Source organism: Arthrobacter sp. NPDC093128, assembly GCF_040683875.1.
In the GTDB taxonomy this organism is placed as follows: Bacteria; Actinomycetota; Actinomycetes; order Actinomycetales; family Micrococcaceae; genus Arthrobacter.
The window spans coordinates 64,864-84,348 of sequence record NZ_JBFBEY010000014.1 but is presented as its reverse complement, the minus strand read 5'-3'; the positions used below and the strand labels follow the sequence as shown (position 1 = coordinate 84,348).

At 64.7% G+C, this 19,485-nt stretch carries 22 protein-coding genes; 12 read left to right on the top strand and 10 right to left on the bottom strand.

Annotated elements, in window-relative coordinates; translation table 11 throughout:
- Positions 1 to 7: 7 nt before the first annotated feature.
- The 5 genes from AB0N24_RS17230 to AB0N24_RS17210 all read right to left on the bottom strand — a co-directional run bounded on the left by AB0N24_RS17230 (position 8) and on the right by AB0N24_RS17210 (position 4,754).
- On the bottom strand, positions 8 to 1,114 hold the full coding sequence (locus AB0N24_RS17230; protein ID WP_364126771.1) for an NAD(P)-dependent alcohol dehydrogenase: 1,107 nt from the start codon (positions 1,112 to 1,114) through the stop codon (positions 8 to 10).
- A gap of 9 nt (positions 1,115 to 1,123) precedes the next feature.
- Positions 1,124 to 2,611 carry an aldehyde dehydrogenase family protein gene (locus AB0N24_RS17225; protein ID WP_364126768.1) on the bottom strand — a complete coding sequence of 496 codons (1,488 nt, stop codon included), beginning with the start codon at positions 2,609 to 2,611 and terminating at the stop codon, positions 1,124 to 1,126.
- A 136-nt stretch (positions 2,612 to 2,747) separates the two neighbouring features.
- Entirely contained in the window at positions 2,748 to 3,773 is a 1,026-nt protein-coding gene (locus AB0N24_RS17220) for an AraC family transcriptional regulator (RefSeq protein WP_364126765.1), read from the bottom strand.
- Between the two features lie 185 nt (positions 3,774 to 3,958).
- On the bottom strand, positions 3,959 to 4,477 hold the full coding sequence (locus tag AB0N24_RS17215; RefSeq protein ID WP_364126762.1) for a hypothetical protein: 519 nt from the start codon (positions 4,475 to 4,477) through the stop codon (positions 3,959 to 3,961).
- Positions 4,478 to 4,604: 127 nt separating this feature from the next.
- Positions 4,605 to 4,754 (bottom strand): hypothetical protein, encoded by a 150-nt coding sequence (locus tag AB0N24_RS17210; protein ID WP_364126760.1) that lies wholly within the window; start codon positions 4,752 to 4,754, stop codon positions 4,605 to 4,607.
- A 688-nt stretch (positions 4,755 to 5,442) separates the two neighbouring features.
- Between AB0N24_RS17210 and AB0N24_RS17205 the strand changes: the two genes are divergently transcribed.
- Complete coding sequence (locus AB0N24_RS17205) at positions 5,443 to 6,018, top strand: hypothetical protein (RefSeq protein WP_364126757.1); 576 nt, start codon at positions 5,443 to 5,445, stop codon at positions 6,016 to 6,018.
- 130 nt (positions 6,019 to 6,148) lie between these two features.
- Here AB0N24_RS17205 and AB0N24_RS17200 read toward each other — a convergent pair whose 3' ends face one another.
- Complete coding sequence (locus tag AB0N24_RS17200) at positions 6,149 to 6,763, bottom strand: carbonic anhydrase (RefSeq protein WP_364126755.1); 615 nt, start codon at positions 6,761 to 6,763, stop codon at positions 6,149 to 6,151.
- Positions 6,764 to 6,917: 154 nt separating this feature from the next.
- On the opposite strand from AB0N24_RS17200, the gene AB0N24_RS17195 reads away from it, so the two are divergent.
- From AB0N24_RS17195 to AB0N24_RS17160, 8 genes are all read left to right on the top strand, one after another.
- Positions 6,918 to 8,159, top strand: coding sequence for a 3-hydroxyacyl-CoA dehydrogenase family protein (locus AB0N24_RS17195; protein ID WP_364126752.1), 1,242 nt, complete (start codon positions 6,918 to 6,920; stop codon positions 8,157 to 8,159).
- 82 nt (positions 8,160 to 8,241) lie between these two features.
- Complete coding sequence (locus AB0N24_RS17190) at positions 8,242 to 9,423, top strand: acyl-CoA dehydrogenase family protein (protein WP_364126750.1); 1,182 nt, start codon at positions 8,242 to 8,244, stop codon at positions 9,421 to 9,423.
- A 9-nt stretch (positions 9,424 to 9,432) separates the two neighbouring features.
- Positions 9,433 to 11,067: an AMP-binding protein gene (locus tag AB0N24_RS17185; RefSeq protein WP_364126748.1), complete on the top strand. Its 1,635-nt coding sequence runs from the start codon at positions 9,433 to 9,435 to the stop codon at positions 11,065 to 11,067.
- Entirely contained in the window at positions 11,064 to 12,263 is a 1,200-nt protein-coding gene (locus tag AB0N24_RS17180; protein WP_364126745.1) for an acetyl-CoA C-acyltransferase, read from the top strand. The genes AB0N24_RS17185 and AB0N24_RS17180 overlap by 4 nt, the downstream gene beginning before the upstream one ends.
- Positions 12,247 to 12,930 (top strand): helix-turn-helix domain-containing protein, encoded by a 684-nt coding sequence (locus AB0N24_RS17175; RefSeq protein ID WP_364126743.1) that lies wholly within the window; start codon positions 12,247 to 12,249, stop codon positions 12,928 to 12,930. The genes AB0N24_RS17180 and AB0N24_RS17175 overlap by 17 nt, the downstream gene beginning before the upstream one ends.
- Positions 12,931 to 13,007: 77 nt before the next feature.
- Positions 13,008 to 13,511 carry a GAF domain-containing protein gene (locus AB0N24_RS17170; protein WP_364126741.1) on the top strand — a complete coding sequence of 168 codons (504 nt, stop codon included), beginning with the start codon at positions 13,008 to 13,010 and terminating at the stop codon, positions 13,509 to 13,511.
- A gap of 277 nt (positions 13,512 to 13,788) precedes the next feature.
- Complete coding sequence (locus AB0N24_RS17165; protein WP_364126940.1) at positions 13,789 to 14,532, top strand: MFS transporter; 744 nt, start codon at positions 13,789 to 13,791, stop codon at positions 14,530 to 14,532.
- A 30-nt stretch (positions 14,533 to 14,562) separates the two neighbouring features.
- The gene (locus AB0N24_RS17160; protein WP_364126738.1) at positions 14,563 to 14,760 is read left to right on the top strand and encodes a hypothetical protein; all 198 of its coding nucleotides are present in this window, start codon (positions 14,563 to 14,565) and stop codon (positions 14,758 to 14,760) included.
- Positions 14,761 to 14,852: 92 nt separating this feature from the next.
- On the opposite strand, the gene AB0N24_RS17155 is transcribed toward AB0N24_RS17160, so the two are convergent.
- From AB0N24_RS17155 to AB0N24_RS17145, 3 genes are all read right to left on the bottom strand, one after another.
- A complete protein-coding gene (locus AB0N24_RS17155) occupies positions 14,853 to 15,353 on the bottom strand; it encodes a DUF805 domain-containing protein (RefSeq protein ID WP_364126735.1) in 501 nt (166 codons plus the stop codon).
- Between the two features lie 104 nt (positions 15,354 to 15,457).
- Entirely contained in the window at positions 15,458 to 16,198 is a 741-nt protein-coding gene (locus AB0N24_RS17150) for an HNH endonuclease family protein (RefSeq protein ID WP_364126733.1), read from the bottom strand.
- Between the two features lie 127 nt (positions 16,199 to 16,325).
- Positions 16,326 to 16,904 (bottom strand): hypothetical protein, encoded by a 579-nt coding sequence (locus AB0N24_RS17145; RefSeq protein WP_364126730.1) that lies wholly within the window; start codon positions 16,902 to 16,904, stop codon positions 16,326 to 16,328.
- A gap of 108 nt (positions 16,905 to 17,012) precedes the next feature.
- Between AB0N24_RS17145 and AB0N24_RS17140 the strand changes: the two genes are divergently transcribed.
- Both AB0N24_RS17140 and AB0N24_RS17135 read left to right on the top strand, forming a co-directional pair.
- Entirely contained in the window at positions 17,013 to 17,486 is a 474-nt protein-coding gene (locus tag AB0N24_RS17140; protein WP_364126728.1) for a hypothetical protein, read from the top strand.
- Positions 17,483 to 17,674: a hypothetical protein gene (locus AB0N24_RS17135; RefSeq protein ID WP_209744677.1), complete on the top strand. Its 192-nt coding sequence runs from the start codon at positions 17,483 to 17,485 to the stop codon at positions 17,672 to 17,674. The genes AB0N24_RS17140 and AB0N24_RS17135 overlap by 4 nt, the downstream gene beginning before the upstream one ends.
- Before the next feature lie 71 nt (positions 17,675 to 17,745).
- Here AB0N24_RS17135 and AB0N24_RS17130 read toward each other — a convergent pair whose 3' ends face one another.
- On the bottom strand, positions 17,746 to 17,943 hold the full coding sequence (locus tag AB0N24_RS17130; RefSeq protein ID WP_364126724.1) for a hypothetical protein: 198 nt from the start codon (positions 17,941 to 17,943) through the stop codon (positions 17,746 to 17,748).
- A 213-nt stretch (positions 17,944 to 18,156) separates the two neighbouring features.
- On the opposite strand from AB0N24_RS17130, the gene AB0N24_RS17125 reads away from it, so the two are divergent.
- Positions 18,157 to 19,458 (top strand): cyclopropane-fatty-acyl-phospholipid synthase family protein, encoded by a 1,302-nt coding sequence (locus AB0N24_RS17125; RefSeq protein WP_364126722.1) that lies wholly within the window; start codon positions 18,157 to 18,159, stop codon positions 19,456 to 19,458.
- Positions 19,459 to 19,485: the final 27 nt, after the last annotated feature.

Genomic DNA, 19,485 nt, shown 5'->3' with positions numbered 1-19,485 from the left:
CGACCCTTCAGAGAACCATGACGGGTCTGATGGCTGAGCCAGTTTTCATGTCTTCCGCTGCCTGGTTGATGTTTTCCAGCTTGTAAGTGGAAATCAGCTTGTCCACGGGAAAGCGTCCGCCCTCCATCAGAGCCACGATGGCTGGGATGAGCGATTCGATTTCGCTGTCGCCCAGGGTGATGCCCTGGACCCGGCGGCCGGGCATGATGAAGTTGACATCCACGGCGGCTGTGGCACCGAACGCCGGGGCGCCGACAGCCACGATCTGGCCTCGTGCCGCCGTTGAGAAGACTGCCTGCTCCAGGACCCTGGTATTTCCGGTCGCCTCGATGGCGGCGTCCGCTCCCCCTCCCGTGATCCTCTGGATCTCGGCCGGGACATCCTGGATCAGCGATGCGTCAATCGTGTGGGTTGCTCCAAGCTCGCGGGCCAGCTCCAGGCGCGATGGAACCCTGTCCACGGCGATGATGGTGACGGCCGGGGTGAGCACCGCGGCCATGATGGCCGAGAGGCCGACGGCTCCGACGCCGAACACCACAAGGCTGGAGCCGGGTTTGGGCTGGACGGCGTTCCAGACGGCACCCGCACCGGTCTGCACGCCGCAGGCCAGCGGTGCCAGTTGCTCAAGCGGGAGGGCGGTGTCCACTTTAACGATGCTGCGCTCATCCACCACCGCCATTCGCGCGAATGATGACTGACCGAAGAAGTGACCACCGAGGGATTCCCCGCTCCTTGAGATCGGGGACGTTGCGTCGTTTCTGGCTCCGCCGATCAGGTTCGCCGGAAGCCACGTGTCGCAGTAGACCGGATGACCGTCCCGGCAGTTGCCGCAGGCCCCACAGGAGGTAAAGGACAGCACGACCCTGTCGCCTGGCTGAACGCGGGTGACAGCAGAACCAACCTCCGCGACAATGCCGGCCCCCTCATGCCCAAGCACACCCGGCAGGGGAAACGGCAGGCCTCCCCCGGCAACGGACAGGTCGGTGTGGCAGAGGCCCGCCGCTTTGATGTCGACAAGAACTTCAAGGGGCTGCAGATTATCGAGCTCCACGGACTGGATGACGAACTCGGCGCCGGCGGATTCAACGACCGCGGCTTCGGTGGTTACGGGCATGGCTTGCTCCTAGTCGGTGGCGATGATGACGGACTTTGTCCGGGTGTAGGACTCCAGCGCTTCGGGCCCGTATTCGCGTCCCCAGCCGGAGTTCTTGACGCCGCCGAAGGGAACGGCCGGGTCAAGCAACGCCCAGGAGTTGACCCAGACGATGCCTGCGTCCAGTTTCGACGAAACCCGGTGCGCCCGGGCGATGCTCGATGTCTGGACACCTGAGGCGAGGCCGTACTCGGTGCTGTTAGCCAGTTCGATCGCTTCCTCGTCCGTATCGAAGGGCTGGACGGTGAGGACCGGCCCGAAGATTTCTTCCCGTACGGCCGGGGAGTTATTGCCGAGCCCGGCGATGACCGTCGGCTTGTAGAAGAATCCGCCGTTCAGGTCCAGGGGTTCCCCGCCTACGATGATCTCGCCGCCTTCGGCCCTGGCGGCGTCGACGTAGCCGGCCACCTTTTCCAACTGTTTGCGGCTCGCCAACGGACCCATGACTGTTTCCGGGTCGCTAGGGTCTCCCACCGGCACACCGGCGACGCCGCCTTTCAACATCCCCAGGACCGTTTCGTAGATTGGCCGTTCCACCAGCAGCCGGGGGCCGCCCATGCAGAACTGTCCGGAATTGAAGACGAAAGCTCCGATGACGGTGCCGATGGCCTTGTCGAGATCGGCATCGGCGAAGAGGATATTCGCGGCGTTGCCGCCCAGCTCAGCGGTGACCGGGCGGAGATTCTGGCTCGCCAGGGCTGAAACGTGCCGGCCGACTTCAGTGGAGCCGGTGAAGGCCACCTTGCTGACCTCCGCGTGCGCCACCAGGTGGTCGCCAAGGCTTCCTCCCGATCCTGTCACAACGTTGAATACGCCCGGCGGAACACCGGCATCAGTGAGGATTTCGGCCATGAGCAGCGCACTGAGCGGGGTGTCGCCCGCCGGCTTATGCACCACCGAGTTCCCCGCCGCCAGTGCGGCGGCAATCTTGGTGCTGGAAAGGATCAGCGGGAAGTTGAACGGGGTGATCGCCGCGACAACACCCAGTGGTTCCTTCTTCGTGAACGCATGCGCCTGCAAGGGTGTTTCCCGGACGGAACCGTCCAGTTGCTGTGCCATTGCGGCGACGTACTCGTACTGGTCGGCCGCCGTCGCCACGTCCACGACGCGGGCAAATGTGATGGGCTTTCCGACGTCGGTGCTTTCGGTGAGCGCCAGTTCCTCGGCGCGTTCACGGATAAGAAGCGCTGCCTTGTTCAGAACGCGTGAGCGTTCCCGTCCGCTGAGGCCGGACCATCGTCCGTCGGCGAACGCGGCTTTGGCCGCATTGACTGCGGCATTGATGTCCGCCGTTGTTCCGGCGGCGACGGTTGAGACGACTGCACAGGTAGCTGGGTTGATGATGTTCGCCGTCCCGCCGTCGGACGAAGGCCGCCATTCGCCGTCGATGAACAACTGGCCCCTGGTGACGGCGCCCGGAAGCGTGGGCGATGGGGTCCGGAATTCCTGGATAGTCATTTTCTCTTGAACTCCCTTGTTCGCGTGAATCTCAGACCGGGCGCTCACTCCGAGCAGGATCTGATGTGATGTGGATCATGATTCACGTCACTAAAGGGGCAGGCAACGGGCTTTTGCGCGATTTGGACAGTGCGAGCTACAGCCCGGGTAATTCCGTTGATTTCTTCAACGTTTGCGAGGGGGATTCGCCGAAAGTCTTCGCAAAGTGGATAGCGAACCGGCCGGCGTGCGGGAACCCCCAGCGTGCAGCGACGTCGCTGACCCGAGTGGAGGCGGGAGCCGAAAGAAGTTCGCTACGCACCCGACGGAGACGGATGGTGCGTAAATGGTCCATCGGCGTTGTGTCCAGGTGCTTCCGGAAGCCCAGCTGGAGAGCCCGCGGGCTGACAAAGGCGCGGGTGGCCAGCGCCTCCAGTGTGATGGGCAGGTGGGCGTTGGACTCCATAAATTCGATGGCGCGCCGGACGGCGGCAGATCCAACAGCCTCAGTGTCCCCTGCCAGCTCTTCGCTGTAATTGTTGGGCGCGGACAGCAGCAACCCCCGCACGGCGTACTGGACCGCGGCCTGCGCCATTAACGGCGCGGTCACCAGCGAGTCCGGATTGCGCAGGCCGGCTACCAGCAGTTCCACGGCCGAACGCCATTCCTTTCCCCTGTGGGACGTCAGGTCAAAAGAACCCTCGAAGGCAACTTCCTGACGGGCGGAGCGTCCGAGTAGCGCTTCCAGTTCCTGATGCAGGACGGACGTGGGAATCTTCAGCCCGAGCAACTGCGTCGGCTCGGACCAGCCCTGGATTCCAGTCGCGCGAACGGGTCCGTGGATGGCTGCGACAGACGGGCTACCCAGCACTACGTGGTTTCCTTGGGAAAACCTCAGCCGGCCGAACCGGGGAAAGTTGACCTGGTAGGCGGTTTCCAGGTCGCCGGTGGTGATCTTGACCGGCGTGCCGTACTCCAGCAGGCCAACGGTCACCCCCCGCAGGTTGATGGCATTGACGCGCCACTGAAAACCGGCAGCTGAACGGCCGATGTCCAGCCGGTGAGGGTACCAGACGCGTCCGCCCAATTCCGAGGCCTCATCGGGGGCGTTGCTGCTCACAGCAAGGCGGATCGGGGCCGCTTGGGCTCGATCGTCAGCTGCGGGATCCGCTGTGTCGTGCATGCGTCAACTACAGCACGGCGCTGGAACGGGGGGCAAGGGGACCGTTTCTCGCTCAGCTCAGGGAACGTCAGCGCCGCCGCCCGGCGCAGGCGAGGCACAGTCAGAGTTTGGCTGCTTCGAAGTCGATGACGGTGAAGTCCAGGCCGGGGATGGTTTCCGCGCAGGTCAGGTGGACGGAAGCTCGGTCAGCTGTTCCCGGGTTCGCGGCTCTGCAGCCAGCGGTCATAGATGGCACCACGCTCCACCAGAAGCTTCGTGGCTCGCAGCATGAGGGCTCCGACCAGCGGGGTCCAGACCGAAAGCATCGCGGTGATTGGAATGACATCAGCGGCCATTCCCCTTGGGGCAAGGAACGTCGCTGCGAGGAGGATTGCCGCCATGAGGACGTTTGAGGCGATAGCGGCGGGCTTGTTGATGCGGATCGCCTGCTCTGCCCGCCACACATCCATCGATGGCTTGGGGATCTTGCGGCTGAACCGCTTAGGCGCAGACGCAAACCATCCCAACCCGGCAATAGCACCGCCCAGGACAGTCATGAAGACCCCTGTTTCTGGGTCATTGCCGGTGATGGCCGAGGCAAGAACGTAAGCAGTCCCCGACGCGGCCAGGATAGCTCCGTATGACCACGAGCCCAGAACCCAGGTCCGGCGCTGGGCGTATGCGAGGGCATAGTTATCCGGGGTGGCTTCGGTGGCGGCTTTCAATGTTCCTCGCTCAGGTGTCGCGGTCATTCGTTGGGGCTGCAGGGCACGTCCATCTTGCCACCACTAGTCAGACTCCGAGTGCCGTCGGAATGATGGTTCGGGACGTACGCCGCGCCTCAAGAGGCCCCTACTTGGCTGCGGGCAGTGTCGTGCCGGCCCGCAGGCCAACTTCCATGTCCTTGGTCACCCCGAAGACTTCTACTAGCACGTCCTCTTTTCGCTGGATGTCGGTGACCGTGATGGAGCGTGCTGCCTTTTCGATCCGTCCGACCGGCATGCCGTTGATGGCGATGGCCCAGGAGTCGGCGGAGGGTCGTCGGATTCCCAGGTCACCTTGATTTCACTGACCCCGTTCACGGTGGAGAGCACCTCGGCCTGGACGTCTTTCGGCGGGGCCAGCTGCTGATGATAAGGCTTCGTGCTGACGTGAACCGGGATCCTCAGGACGTGTGTGCTGCCGATCGGGTTCGAGACCCGCAGAGCCAACTCTCCCTCGAACTCGTCCGTATAGGTGTGCTTGAAGACAGGCTCCGTGGTGCTCGCATCGTAGGTGCTGGGTGGAAGCGGCATTCCTACTGCCACCAGTGGGACTGCACGGCGTAGTTTCATGATCTCCCCCATCGATCTGTGCTGTCACTGACAAGCATGCACAGAAGCGCGCAGGAGCTGCGCACCAGCCCTGCACAGCCGTAATGAAACCGTCGGCTCGCATCCAGTCGGTCGTCGTACCGCACAATAGCTTCAGGCCGGCCCAATCCGCCGCCCAGCCCAGAGTGCACAAATCGAAGGATTAGCACTCCGGGCATCCACATTGGGGGAACAATGAGCAACGCATACCATCTCGCTGACGGCTCACCGCGCTACGGGCACCGTACCGAGGCACCCCCACCGAGCAGGCAGCACCCGCCGGGGCCGTCCGCGTCGAGGAGACAGCCGAAGGCGCCGCACTCCTGGGCCTGGACGACATGGCCGCCGCCATCGACCGCCGGCTGGCCAGTTTCTGGGCCGACAGTCCGGATCAGATCGTGGCTGCCCTGCGGAAAGAGAACCCGGAGGAGCTGGCCGCGGCCCGCGCCCTGGTCAAGGTGCATCTGGGGACCCAGCGGCAGTGGCGCCTGAAGGCGCAGGACGTCCGCGACAAACAGCTGGCGGGGCTCGTTGGACGCCGCAAGGCTTCCGGCAGCGCCCGGGAGATCCTGGTCCTGCGTCTAGGTCTTCTCGTCGCCCTGATCACCCCACCGGCGTACGTTGTGGCCACCGACCACGACAACATCGTGAAGCTCATCGTCGTCGGCGCCGTCTGCTTCGCGGCGGCCCTGACCGGTGGGCATTTCCTGACGATCCGGGCGCGCGTACCGGTCATGCCAAACATCAGGGGCCCTTGGCTGAACGAACTCCGCGAGGACATCGTCAACGCGACCCTGCTGGCCATCCTGCAGAACAAGGGCGTCGAACTCGACCTCCGCACCACGGCGGCATGCCGGCGGGGCTGGACCAGCATCCAGGCGGCGTCGAAGACTGTGACCACCCTCCAAAGCTGAAGCGGACCGGGCCTCCCTCGGCGACGAGGATGCGTTCACGGCGTTCCTGCTTGTGGGCGGTGATGACTCCATGCGTGCGTGCCTTCGACGAGCGGGCCCATCCTCCTCAGCCAGGTCAGCCTCGTCAGCTTTAGAGGACGCCAGCTGTGGAGAGGAGCTGCGCCCGGCCCTCTTCGAGCCGGTAGGCCACGCCGACCACCACGGTGGAGTAATTGTCCACCGCGTCGAAAATCGCCCGTGAACTGTCCAGCAGCCGCCGCACGGTCTGTTTGACGTGTTCGACGACCATGTCGTTGATGTCCGTCTTGTCCTCACGGAGCGACCTCAGCACCGACGGGGTGATCCGTTCAACCAGGTCGCGGATGTGGCCTTGGGGCTCCTCCCCGGTTTCCACGGCGTCTTTCGCGGCCGTGACGGCGCCGCAATTGTCATGCCCGAGGACTACGATCAGCGGGACATGGAGCACCGAGACCGCGTACTCGAGCGAGCCGAGAACGGCGTCGTCGATCACGTGGCCGGCCGTGCGCACCACGAAGACGTCGCCGAGCCCGACGTCGAAGATGATCTCCGCGGCGAGACGGGAGTCCGCGCAGCCAAAGATGACGGCGAACGGATTTTGGGTGTTCACCAGTTCGCTCCGCCGGGAGGCGTTCTGGTTCGGGTGCAGCGAATCTCCCGAGACGAAACGCTCGTTGCCGTCAAGCAGGCGATGCCATGCCTCGTACGTGCTGATTCTGCTGCTCACCCTCCTTACTGTAAGGGAGCGTACCGTCGCCCATAGGGAGATATCGCTATCCATCCGCCGCCCACGTCGGGTGCCGGTACGCGTACCTCCGGAATTCCCGCGTGAAACTAAGTTTCACTTGACCTGACACTGAGTTTCACTGTAGAACGGTGTTATGGTTCCTGACACTGTCGTAGAAACTAGCCAAACCGCCATTCAACCGGCCAGCGCATACGCTGCCGCGCTCCTGGACGCTGAACGGTACCGGCCGGCGGGCGCTCGCGGAATAGATCCCCGCCCCGTCCGCAGCGTTGGGGTGATCGGCGCTGGACTCATGGCCAGCCAGCTTGCCCTTGTTTTTGCCAAACAGCTTGGCGTTCCGGTCCTGATCACGGATCTTTCCGAGGCAAAAGTGGATAGCGCGCTTGGCTGGATCGCAGCGCACCTGGAGAAGCTGGTGAACCGGGGGCAACTCAGCGAAACTGCGGCCCGCGACCTGCGCAGTCTCATCCGCGGCACCGTGGACAAGCGCGAGTACCGGGACTGCGACGTGGTCATCGAGGCGGTGTTTGAAGAGTTGGCCGTCAAACGCGCCGTCTTCGCGGAGATCGAGCCCCTGCTGCGCACTGATGCGCTGCTCCTGACGAACACGTCGTCCCTTTCCGTGACGGCGATGGGCCACGGCCTGGCCCATCCGGAACGCCTCATGGGACTGCACTTCTTCAATCCGGTGGCCGTGCTGCCGCTGGTGGAAATCATCAGTACTGAAAACAACGACGCCGTCACGGTCGCCACCGCTTGTTCGCTTGCCCGGCTTCTGGGCAAGACTGCGGTCCTGGTAACGGACACGCCGGGCTTTGTGGTGAACCGGATCCTGACCCGGCTGTTCTGCGAACTGCTGCAGGTCATTGATGACGGGACTGATATCGAACTGGCGGACCATGCCCTGGACCCGCTCGGGCTACCCATGACCCCGCTGACGCTGTTGGGTTTCATCGGACCCGCGGTCCAACTGCACATCTGCGAGACCATGCACGCCGCCTACCCCGATCGGTTTTATGTCAGCACCAGCCTGGCAGCCATTGCGGATGCCCGGCTCCGCGGCTACCTGGCTAAGTCCGGCACGGTGCTTCACGAAGCGGCCGCCCTGCTGCCGGCTGCCGACGCCGGAGGTTCAGTGCCGGCACCGGACGCGGAGGCCATCAGGGCAGGGATACTTCACGCGCTGGCCGAGGAGGTGGGCCTGATGCTCGCCGAAAAAGTGGTGGCCGGTCCCGCGGAAGTGGATTTGTGCATGCTGCTGGGCGCCAACTTCCCCCAGCATCAGGGGGGCCTCACCCCGCTGCTAGACCAAAGCGGCGCCTCCCGGCGGGTGTGGGGTAGGGACTTCCACCCCGGGTCCGGCTTCGCAGCATAGCAAGGGGCGTGCGGCCCGCCCAATCAAGCGCCGCGACCTCCGAGCCATTCTTCAATTCCTCCCTAAATAAGGATGCAAGCCCATGCCCGACTATGACGTCGCTGAACCGCTGGACACGGACTACTACTCCGTCTTCGCCAACATTTCCGCACCCGACCGCGAAGCGTGGAGCCGTGCCCGGGATTTCACCGCGGAGGCCCTGCCGCAGATGAACGACTACTGGGAACGGGCCGAGTTCCCCGCTCACCTGGCCAAGCGGATGGGCACCATGAACCTGCTGGCCGATGGCATTGATGTACAGGGCCTGGAGCCCATGTCCGCGCTGGCCGCCGGCCTGGTCAACATGGAGGTCTCCCGCGGGGACGGTTCGCTGGGGACGGTGATCGCAGTCCAGGGCGGCCTTGTACTGCGGACGATTGCCCTCTTTGGCTCCGACACCCAGCGCACGACCTGGCTGGGTCCGCTGGCCCGCGGCGAAAAGCTCGGCGCTTTCGCCCTGACGGAACCGGACCACGGGTCCGATTCCGTGGCGCTGGAAACCACCGCCTCGCTCGACGGGGAGGACTACGTCCTCAATGGCGAAAAGAAGTGGATCGGCAACGGCTCCGTAGGCGATGTCACGGTTGTCTGGGCACGCGATGACGACGGCGACGTCCGTGGTTTCCTGGTGGAACAGGACCGGGAGGGTTACGAGGCCGAGACAATCACAGGAAAGGCCTCGCTGCGCGCAATACACCAGGCCCGGATCAAGCTCAATGACGTCCGCGTTCCAAAAGCCAATCTTCTTCCCGGTGCCCGCACTTTCAAGGACACGTCCGAAGTCCTTGTTGCGACCCGCCTGGGGGTGGCCTGGTCCGCCCTCGGCCACGCCACCGCAGTCTACGAGGCCGCGTTGAACTATGCCACGCAGCGGACACAGTTCGGCAAGCCGCTGGCAAAGTTCCAACTTGTCCAGGAGCGGCTGGCGTATATGCTCTCGGAGCTGACCAGCATGCAGCTGCACTGTATCCACCTCGCGGGGCTCGATGCGGCCGGCCAGATGCGCCCCACCCAGGCCTCGATGGCGAAGTACCACAACACCCGCAAGGCTCGCGAGCTGGCATCCATTGCCCGCGACATGTTGGGCGGCAATGGCATCCTGCTGGAAAACCACGTGATCCGGCACCTTCTGGACATCGAATCCATCCATACCTACGAAGGCACGCAAAGCATTCAGACCCTATTGATCGGCCGCGATGTCACCGGACAAAGCGCCTTCGCCTAAGGATTCGCCATGACCACAATTGAACTTCCCAATGAAACCCCGCTGAGCCCCCTGCGGTTCCTGCAGCGCTCCGCCGAGGTGTTCGGGCAGAAGACGGCGATCATCCACGGTGACCGCTCCTATACTTACCGGGACTTCGCTGCCGAAGCCCAGGGGCTGGCCAAAGCGATCAAGAGCAGGATCCAGCCCGGCGACCGGGTGGCCTTCCTGTGTCCTAATGTGCCGGAGCTGCTGATTGCCCATTACGCCGTCCCCCTGGCCGGGGGCGTCCTGGTGGCCCTGAACTCGCGGATGTCCGCCCGGGAACTCCAATTCATCCTGGAGCATTCCGAGGCCAGGCTGCTGTTTGCCGATTCGGAACTGCTGGCCACGGTGGCGGGCCTGGACCTGGGCCTGACACAGCTGGCTGAGGTGATCGAAGTGCCTGACAGCACCATCCCGTATCCGGAAGTCCCGGCAGGCATCGGCACGACGCAGTACGCGGACTTCCTCGCCTCGTCCGGACACCAGGACGCTGATCTTCCGTGGAGTGTGGAGGACGAACGCGCCCCGATCACCCTGAACTACACCTCCGGCACCACAGGCAAGCCCAAGGGCGTGCTGTATTCGCATCGCGGTGCTTACCTGAACTCGCTCGGGGAAACCTTCCACAATCACTTCACCGGCGAAACACGCTATCTCTGGACCCTTCCGATGTTCCACTGCAACGGCTGGTGCACCACTTGGGCCGTAACGGCGGCCGCAGGCGTCCACATCTGCCTGCGGGCTGTGCGCGCGGACGCCGTCTGGGACGCCATCGACACTCTCGGAGTCACCAACCTCTGCGGCGCCCCGACGGTGTGCAGCATTATTGCCGAGGCGCCCCAGGCCCACAAGCTGAAGGGGCCGCTGCGGATCACGACGGCGGGCGCGCCGCCGTCGCCCTCGATCATCACGTCACTGGAGTCCATCGGGATCAGCGTGGTCCACGTTTATGGGTTGACCGAGGTGTACGGCCCGTACACGATCTGTGAGCATCAAACCGAGTGGGATGATCTTTCCAGCCAGGACAGGGCCGTCAAGATCTCCCGCCAGGGAGTGGGGATGCTGCAGGCCGAGACGGCGCGCATCGTGGACCTGGACATGCTCGATGTCCCGGCGGACGGCGCAACGCTGGGCGAGATCGTGCTGCGGGGCAACAACGTGATGCTCGGCTATTTCAAGGATCCCGAGGCCACGGCCGACGCCTTCCGCGGGGGCTGGTTCCATACCGGAGACCTCGGCGTGATGCATCCCGACGGCTACATCCAGCTCAAGGACCGGGCCAAGGACATCATCATCTCCGGCGGAGAAAACATCTCCACCATTGAGGTGGAGCAGGCCATTAGCAGCCACCCGGCGGTGCTGAACGTGGCCGTGATCGGCGTCCCGCACGAGAAATGGGGCGAACGCCCGGTGGCCTTTGTCATCCGCAGCAGCCCCAGTTCGGTCACGGCCGAGCAGATCCGCTCGCACGTCAAGGGCCTGCTCTCAGGATTCAAGGTTCCCGACAGGATCCTTTTCCCCGACGAGCTCCCCCACAACTCCACCGGCAAGGTCCTGAAGTCGCGGTTACGTGCCCTGGACCTCAGCACCCCGGCCCCCATCAAGGAACCCACCAAATGAGCAGCCAGGACATAGTTGTTGTGGGCGCGGCCCGCACCCCGCAGGGAAAACTGATGGGCCAGCTGGCTTCACAAAGCGCTGTGCAGCTTGGCGCCGCCGCCATCGCCGCGGCCCTGGAACACTCAGGGGTCGGGCCGGCCGCCGTTGATGCGGTCATTGTGGGCCAGGTCCTGACGGCCGGCGCCGGCCAGAACCCCGCGCGCCAAAGCGCCGTCGCGGCAGGAATACCGCTCAGAGCCCCCGCCGTCACCGTCAATAAGGTCTGCCTCTCCGGGCTGAGCGCCATCATCCAGGGCGTCAGGCTGCTCAAACTGGGCGAGGCCGACGTGGTGGTCGCCGGCGGCCAGGAATCCATGAGCCAGGCGCCGCACCTGCTCACCGGCTCGCGCGCAGGCTACCTCTACGGGGGCATCACGGCCGTGGACTCAGCCGGCCATGATGGGCTCACGGATGCCTTTGACCAGGAACTCATGGGCATTGCCACAGACCGCGCCAACGGGGACCTTCAGGTCTCCCGCGAAGCGCAGGACAACATCGCGGCGCTGTCCCACCAGCGGGCGGCCGCGGCCCGGGCTGAGGGAAGATTCAGCGGCGAAATCACCCCTGTTTCGGTGCCGCAGAAGCGCGGCGCGTCCGTGCTGGTAAGCGATGACGAGGGCATCCGCCCGCAATCTACGCAGGAGGTGCTGGCCGGGCTGAAGCCGGCCTTCACCGCGGCGGGAACAGTCACCGCCGGAAACGCTTCGCCGCTAAGCGACGGCGCCGCCGCCGTCGTGCTGGTGACCCGCGCGTACGCCGATGCCCACGGGCTCGAGGTGCTGGCCGTCGTCGGGCCCGCCGGGCAGATCGCCGGGCCGGACACAACACTTCCGGACAAGCCGGCACAGGCAATCACGGCGGCCCTGGCCCGCGCCGGCTGGACGGCCGGAGACCTTGACTTCGTGGAGATCAACGAGGCGTTCGCCTCAGTGGTGGCGCACTCCGCAGCGGCCCTGGGTCTCGGTTTGGACAAGGTGAACGTTAACGGCGGTGCCATCGCCATCGGACATCCGATCGGCGCCTCCGGAGCGCGGCTGGTGGTCTCGGCCGTCCACGAGCTGATGCGGCGCGGGAGCGGCAAATCCGCCGTCGCGCTTTGTGGCGGCGGCGGACAGGGTGACGCGCTGCTACTGTACCGGGATGGCATCAGTGGCTAATTTCCGTTCCGGCGTGGCCGAGGCCGCGTTGGATCTGTTCACCGACAATGGCTACGACCCGACCAGCGTGGACGATATTGCCCTCGCTGCCGGAATCTCCCGCAGCACCTTCTTCCGTCAGTTCCGCGCCAAGGAAGACGTGATCTTTGCGGACCACGAAGCCCTGCTCGCTGAGCTGACCGTCTACCTGGCAGCCAGCCATCCCGATCCGTGGGAGGCTGTGTGCCAGGCCGCAGAGCTGGTCTTCGTGAAATTTTCCGAACGCCGCAAATTGTCCCAAAAGCGTTACCACGTAGTGCAGGCAGTCCCCGCGCTGCGGGACCGGGAAACGATCATGGTCTCCCGTTATGAACGGCTTTTCTCGGACTACCTTCGCCGGGCACTGCCGGGTATATCAACGCTTGATGCAATCCGGTTCGCCGCTGCCGTCACCTCAACCCATAACTATGTGCTGCGCGAAATGATGTTGGACTCCTCCCGCGGTTCCCTCCGGAACCTGGAACACGAGCTGTTGGCGGTGCGCCGTATGTTCGGGGTACTGCCGCAGGGTGACCCCGCATCCCTCCCGACCGGGGACGACCTGGTCGTGGCCGTTTTTCCCCGTTCCACACCCACTGCTGAGCTGGCCCGGCGCATCCAGGACAAGCTCGACGGCCGCTCCGTGTGACTGGGGAAGGGCCCCATGACCGCTCGTTACAACGACTTCTACCGTCCGGGTTCTACCGTCCGAGCGACCGCGACCTGTTGAAGCTGGCGATCCGGGAAACCGCAGCCCGGACTGGCTCGGCCGTGTACTTCGCAGGCCTCGTGAACCGCACCGAGCTCACCATCACCGAGTTCTTCGGCACTGCGACGCACGGTCTGAAGAACCTCAGCGTCCAGCCCGGTGAGGGGGTGGGCGGGCGCGCCCTCTCCCAGGCGCGCACCGTCTGGGTGGCCGATTACTTTGACTCGGACAGCATCACCCATCATCATGACGACGCCGTGCGCATCGAGGGGCTACGGACGATGGTGGCGCTCCCCATCCTCGTGGACGGCCGCGCCCGGTGCATCCTCTACGCGGCAACGCGGGAGCGCACATCGATCGGCGAGTGCGTGGTGACAGAACTCAGCGCCAGCGCCTCGAGAATCTCTCGGGAACTGGCCATTCGGGACGAGGTGGACCACCGGGTCTCGATTCTCCGGGTCGTCCAAAGCCTGGCCGCGGAGCCACCGGACCGGAACCTCATAGCCGTGCGGAGGCCGTAGTGGCCGCGCGCAGGCTCCGCCTTTTGCCCTGACCGGTGGCGCGAAAACACCTCCATCGGGAGGTGGTGGCGAAGGCACGGCGCTGGCACGATGACATCTTCGCGTCGAGACAAACATCGTTTCGACGACCGATGTCAAAGGAGATATCGCATGCTCGAAAGCCTCGCACCGGTTGCGAACCGGTCCGGTCCGCGCCCCACCTCGATGGCCAGGGTCGCCGTCGCCAGCTCGATGGGCAGCATCATCGAGTTCTACGACTTCCTCATCTACGGTACGGCTGCAGCCCTCGTCTTCCCCCAGGTCTGTCGGCGGCGAATGGGCCGGCGCGGCACTGATGGCCGCCGAGTACGCCCCGCCCAAACACCGGGGCCTCTTCGCAGCCTTCCCCCAGCTGGGCCCATCGATTGGCTCCGCCCTCGCGAGTGCAACCTTCCTCATCATCAATCTGTCACTCGGCGACAAGTCGGAGGCATTCCTCACGTTCGGCTGGCGCATTCCGTTCATCGGAAGTGCCGTGCTCGTTATGATCGGTCTCTACATCCGCCTCAAGATAGAAGAGACTCCGGTCTTCAAGGAGGCCAGCGACTCGAGCGCGGTCCCGGCTGGCCCCCGCAAGCTGCCCGTGTGGGAGTCGGTGCGAAACCAGCCACGCCAGATCCTCCTGGGCGGCGCCTCCACCATGATGCTCTTCGCCTTCTTCTACATCGGCACAGCCTTTCTCAGCGCCTATGGCACAAGTGCCGAGGGCCTTGGCCACAGCCGGCCCCCCATCCTCTCGCTGGGAATCGTCGGCGCGATGTTCTTCGCAGCAGGAACTATTGGCAGCGCAATGCTCTCCGACCGGATCGGCCGCCGAGCCGTGATCGTCGGCTCGTGCGTCGTGGCGATCCCCTGGTCGCTCCTGCTCTTCCCGATCCTCGACATCGGCACCACCTGGTCCTTTGCAGTAGGGCTGTCCGGCACGCTGCTGATCGTCGCCGGAATCTACGGTCCGGTGGGCGCCTTCCTGCCGGAGCTCTGAGCCACCCGCTACCGCTACACCGGTGCCGGAATGGCCTACAACCTCGGAGCGCTGGTCGGCGGCGGCGTCACGCCACTGGTGGCGGCATCGCTCGGCGCCAGCCTGGGGAGTCCGGCCATCGGGCTGCTTCTGGCCGGCGTGAGCCTGGTGAGCCTCTTCGCCACCTTCGGCCTCCCGGAGACCCGCGGCGTCGACCTCGCGATCTCCGGGAACACAGCCGCTCGGTGAGTCTCCGGTAGCCGGCACGCCAGAAGGGCCCGTTCAGGAACGGGCCCTTCTGCGTTGGTGATTCAGCCAGATGCTGGCCGGGGTTTTGCGTCCTAGGCGCTGGCCGGCTGGTCGAACCGCTGGCCGGCCGGGTTTGAGCCCAGGATCATGAACACCAGCAGTGCCAGGGCGCCGAGGAACGGAACCAGGACGATGAGCACCAGCCAGCCGCTGAAGTTGCCGTCGTGCAGGCGGCGCACAACGAGGGCAAGCGACGGAACGATAGTGGCCACCCACCAGATGGCGAGCAGGATGTAACCGACAATGGCACCAGGACCGGGAGCTGCCTGGCTCGTGAGGGCGGATGCCGAAGTCGTTGCGGCGGACCCGACTCCGATGATGATGTTCAGGATGATGCTCACAGCAACGGAGACGAGGGTCCACAACCAGTATTCGCTCCGGCTGGCCCGCCCGGAGAACGTGGCGTACTTCTTGAAGAACCGTTTGACCGCTGCCGGGAACGGGGCACCGTAATACGGCGCCCAGAGAGGCGGTTCGCCGCCCTGCCAGGTCTGCTGCGGCGTCTGCTGTTGCGGGTATTGCTGATAGCTCAAGGTATTCCCCCATGGATTCAGAGTGACGAGACGAGCCCATCGTACGGGCCGGCGGGGGCTGTTTGGCGTTTCGATGGACAAAATTTACTTCGATTTACGGCAGCCTACGTGCAGGAGGCCAGGATGCTCTCGATCGCGTCGTGTTCCGGCCGGGTGACCCAGAGCTCGTACTTGGCCTTCACCGCCGTCATCCGGGCAGCGTACTCGCACCGGAAGGCCTTGTTCGGTGGCAGCCAGGTGGCGGCGTCCTTGTCGGACTTGGCCATGTTGGAAGGACCGTCGGCGGCCATGAGATTCAGAGGATCGTTGGCGAACTGCTTCCGGTTGTCTTCGCTGATCAGCTGGGCACCGGTCTGCCACGCCAGTGACAACGGAACGATGTGGTCTATCTGGACCGCCGAGCTTGTGTCCGTGCCTCGGACGAACTCGATTGTCTTACCGGTGTATTTGTCAGCCAGCGTACCGGCAGCCACCACGCAGTCGTGCGTGCCGGGTTTGAAGGTCTCCCCTGTCAGGTCGCGGGCCAAAATGTCATTCCGTGTGTCGCAGCCATTGTGGTCCACGTCCGCCCAGGCGGCACCGAACTGATCGCGGCTGTAGCCGGTCTTCGGCGCACGGCCCTTCACCGGAATACTGGCGAGCCGGGCAATGGCGGCGGCCACCTCATCCGGGTTCGCTGCCGGATCTTCCGCGGGCGTGGACGGCGCGGCGCCGCGGGCGGCCTTCGCGATCGCCGGACCCGCGGAGGCTGCGGCATCACAGCCTGCCAGGCCTCCAAGCAGCAGAGCGGCGGTCAGGAGGGTCAGTGCTTTGGAGCGGCGGCGTGAGATCGTCTTGTCCTTCATTTATACGGCGGTCCCGCTCAGGCTATCCTCGCCGCGGGTCCGGGCCTCGCAGGCCAAACGATGGCGCCGGTCACAGTTGTGCCCGCCGGCGCACGGGCCGCCACGATCCGCACGCCTCGAAATGAGCCTAGAGCGTTTCTTTCCCGGCGCGGGCACCGTAAAGGTAGGCGAGGTCATTGAGTGTCTGCAGGGTCAGCTCCTGCGCTTGGGCAATCCTTGACTGGCGTCCCGGAGAGCCGGCAGCGTCATCCGGCCCGGACTGCAGCGGTTCTACGGAAACCGGTTCATCGCCGAACAGCGCCTTGAGGTACTCAAGTTGCAGGCGGCCGCGGACGCCATCGGCCTTTGACCGGACGTCAGCCAGCGCCATGAGGGCAAAGGCGACGTGCCGGCGCTCGCCCCACAGGCCAGCCCTCAGGGCCAGCCCAAAGAGTCCGTCCAGTTCCTGCCCGGCGGACGCCTTTGCCCTGCCGACGAAGATTTCGGCGGCCGCGCCGGACTTTGACTCCGTCCACCGGTAACCAACGGGCACACGGCGTCCTCTTTTGGACAGGTAAAAGGCCGAGGCCGTTAGGAGCATCTGCCCGCCACCCAGCACCGTATAGCCCAACGTGATGTCGCTCAGCTGCTCGTGCCGGCAGGCAATGATGAACTCCTGCACGTCCTTGTCCCACAGCCGGTCCGTTACGCCGCTTTCCATTTCCATGCACCCCCGAAATAACGGTACCGGTCAGGGGCGCGCCGGGTCAGGAGACTCGCTGCTGCGTCTCCCTAAATGCCGTTCCTGCAAGCAGGCAACGCCTAGTCTTGGTCTGTGACGTTGTCCCCTGGCCCTTTTGAACTTGCTGTTGCTGCCCCTGCCGAATGGTGGCAGATCGTGGCTGCGCTGGGGCCGCTTGCGGTTCTGGCCGGCGCTGTCCTCGCTGCCTTCATCGGGTGGCGGACCCTGCGGCAAAAAGCAGTGGCGGACGCCCAGGCACTGAAGCAAAGAACCCGGGCCGATGACCGAACCGAATGGTGGAAGCGAACACAGTGGGCCCTCGACAAAGCCCTGGACGCCGACGGGGACGCCAAGGCCCTTGGGCTGGCATCCCTGGCAGTCCTGGCGCGGAGCGATCTTGCCCGCGAAGAGGAACTGGAACTGCTGGACATTGCGTGGCAATCGGTGACGGAGGCCAACGGCGACGAGGGTGCCTGGGACGAGGATGTCGAAGCCGTGGACTCCGAGGAACCAATCGGCGACAATGGAACCACGAGCACCGACGGTACGGAGGAGGAAAAGCCATGAGCACCAGCACGCCGGAACAGAAAAAGTCCCGGACGCCCCGTCACGTCTCCACTTCCCGCGGCAGGCAGTTGACCCCCTCAGAGCACAGAGTCCAGGTTGCGGCAGCCAAGCTCCGTGTGGCCCTCGACGAACGTTTGGGCCGCCCTACCCCGGCAGAGACCAAGGCGCTGTCCAAGGAAGATCTCTAACGCAAGCCAGATACTCATGCCAAAGGCCCCGCACTGCGGGGCCTTTGGCATGATTCGTTATCGGAGTTCCCTCAGACCTTCTCGGGCGTGCGGTCCACAACCGGTTCCGAACCCGTGAACTTCCGTTCCCGGCGGGGGAAGGCCCAGAACTTGAAGTCCTTTGCTTCCACCCGGGGTTCCGGCTGCTTTTCAGGTTCCCGCGACTCCTCTTTCCGAATGTCCCTCCGGTAATCCTTGTTATACGGATAGCACATCACTGACCTCCTCATAGTGAATGCTCCTTAATCCTCCTCCCAATTCCCCCGGCGGTCGACAAGTTTTTTGGGATGACAGGTCCGGGGTGTCGTTCGGCCCAAGACAGAGGCCGGGGTTGCACCATAGATTGAACAGCTACAGGTGCGTGAGTACGGGCAGAGCGCTCCCGCAGCAATGAGATGAGGATCTGGCAGGCAGCAGGATCAGTTGGACGAAAGGCAGTGCACATGACGAAGACTACGGGTGTGGCACCAAGGCTGGCGGAAGCGCTTGCCATCGTTTTGGGCACTAAAGGGATCCCGCTCCGGCTTCGCGCCTGGGACGGCTCGGAGGCAGGCCCGGAAGGCGCCCCGGTTCTCGAGTTCCGCTCCCGGCGCGCACTGCGGCGGATGCTTTGGTCGCCCGGGCAGCTGGGCATCAGCCGGGCTTATGTATCAGGGGAAATCGATGCCCCGGGCGATGTATTCGCCAGCTTCGCCGCGCTCAGCTCGGCGGGAAAGTTCGCCGAGCCCGGGCCGTTCCCGCCGCTCACCGCGCGGGAAGCATGGACTCTGCTCAAGACCGCGGTCCGGGTCGGCGCAATCGGTCCGAATCCTGCTCCCCCGCCGGAGGAATCAAAGGTGCACCGGCTCGGCGGCCGGCATTCCAAGACCCGGGATGCCGCGGCGATCTCGCATCACTACGACGTCGGCAACGACTTCTACGCCATGGTCCTTGGCCCATCGATGGTCTACTCCTGCGCTGTCTGGAACCACCACGCTGGCGGCAACGGCGGACCAGACAGCCTGGAGGCCGCGCAGGAGGCCAAAATCGACCTGATCTGCCGCAAGCTGGGGCTACAACCCGGCATGCGGGTACTGGACGTCGGCTGCGGCTGGGGCAGCTTCGCCCTGCACGCCGCCCAGCGCTACGGCGTCGACGTCGTCGGCGTCACCCTCTCAAACGAGCAGGCGGGACTGGCCCGCAAACGCGTGGCCGAAGCCGGGCTGACCGAACGCATCGACATCCGGGTCCAGGACTACCGCGACGTGGACGACGGGCCGTTCGATGCGATCAGCTCCATCGGCATGTCCGAGCATGTGGGCCGCGAGCAGATTTCACGCTACGTCACCCAGCTGCACAGCCTGCTGCGTCCCGGCGGCAGGCTACTCAACCACGCAATTTCCTGGAACGCGGGACCGACCAAAGAAGACCCCGACTCCTTCATTCCCCGCTACGTCTTCCCGGACGGCGAAATGCTCAGCCTCGCCGACATGGTCGGGGCGCTTGAGTCCGGCGGGTTCGAAGTGCTCGACGTCGAAGCGCTGCGGCGGCACTATGCGCTGACGCTCCGCGCCTGGGTGCGCAACCTGGAGCAGCACTGGGATGAGGCAGTCAGCGCCAGCAGCCCCGGGCGGGCCCGCATCTGGCGGATCTACATGGCCGCCAGCGCACTGGGCTTCGAGGACGGACTCACGGGCGTCAACCAGGTGCTCGTGCAACGCTCCGGCGGAACCGAACCGCCGCTGCGGCGGACCGCATGGATTTGATGGCCCGCGAATCATCGGCAAGCAGGC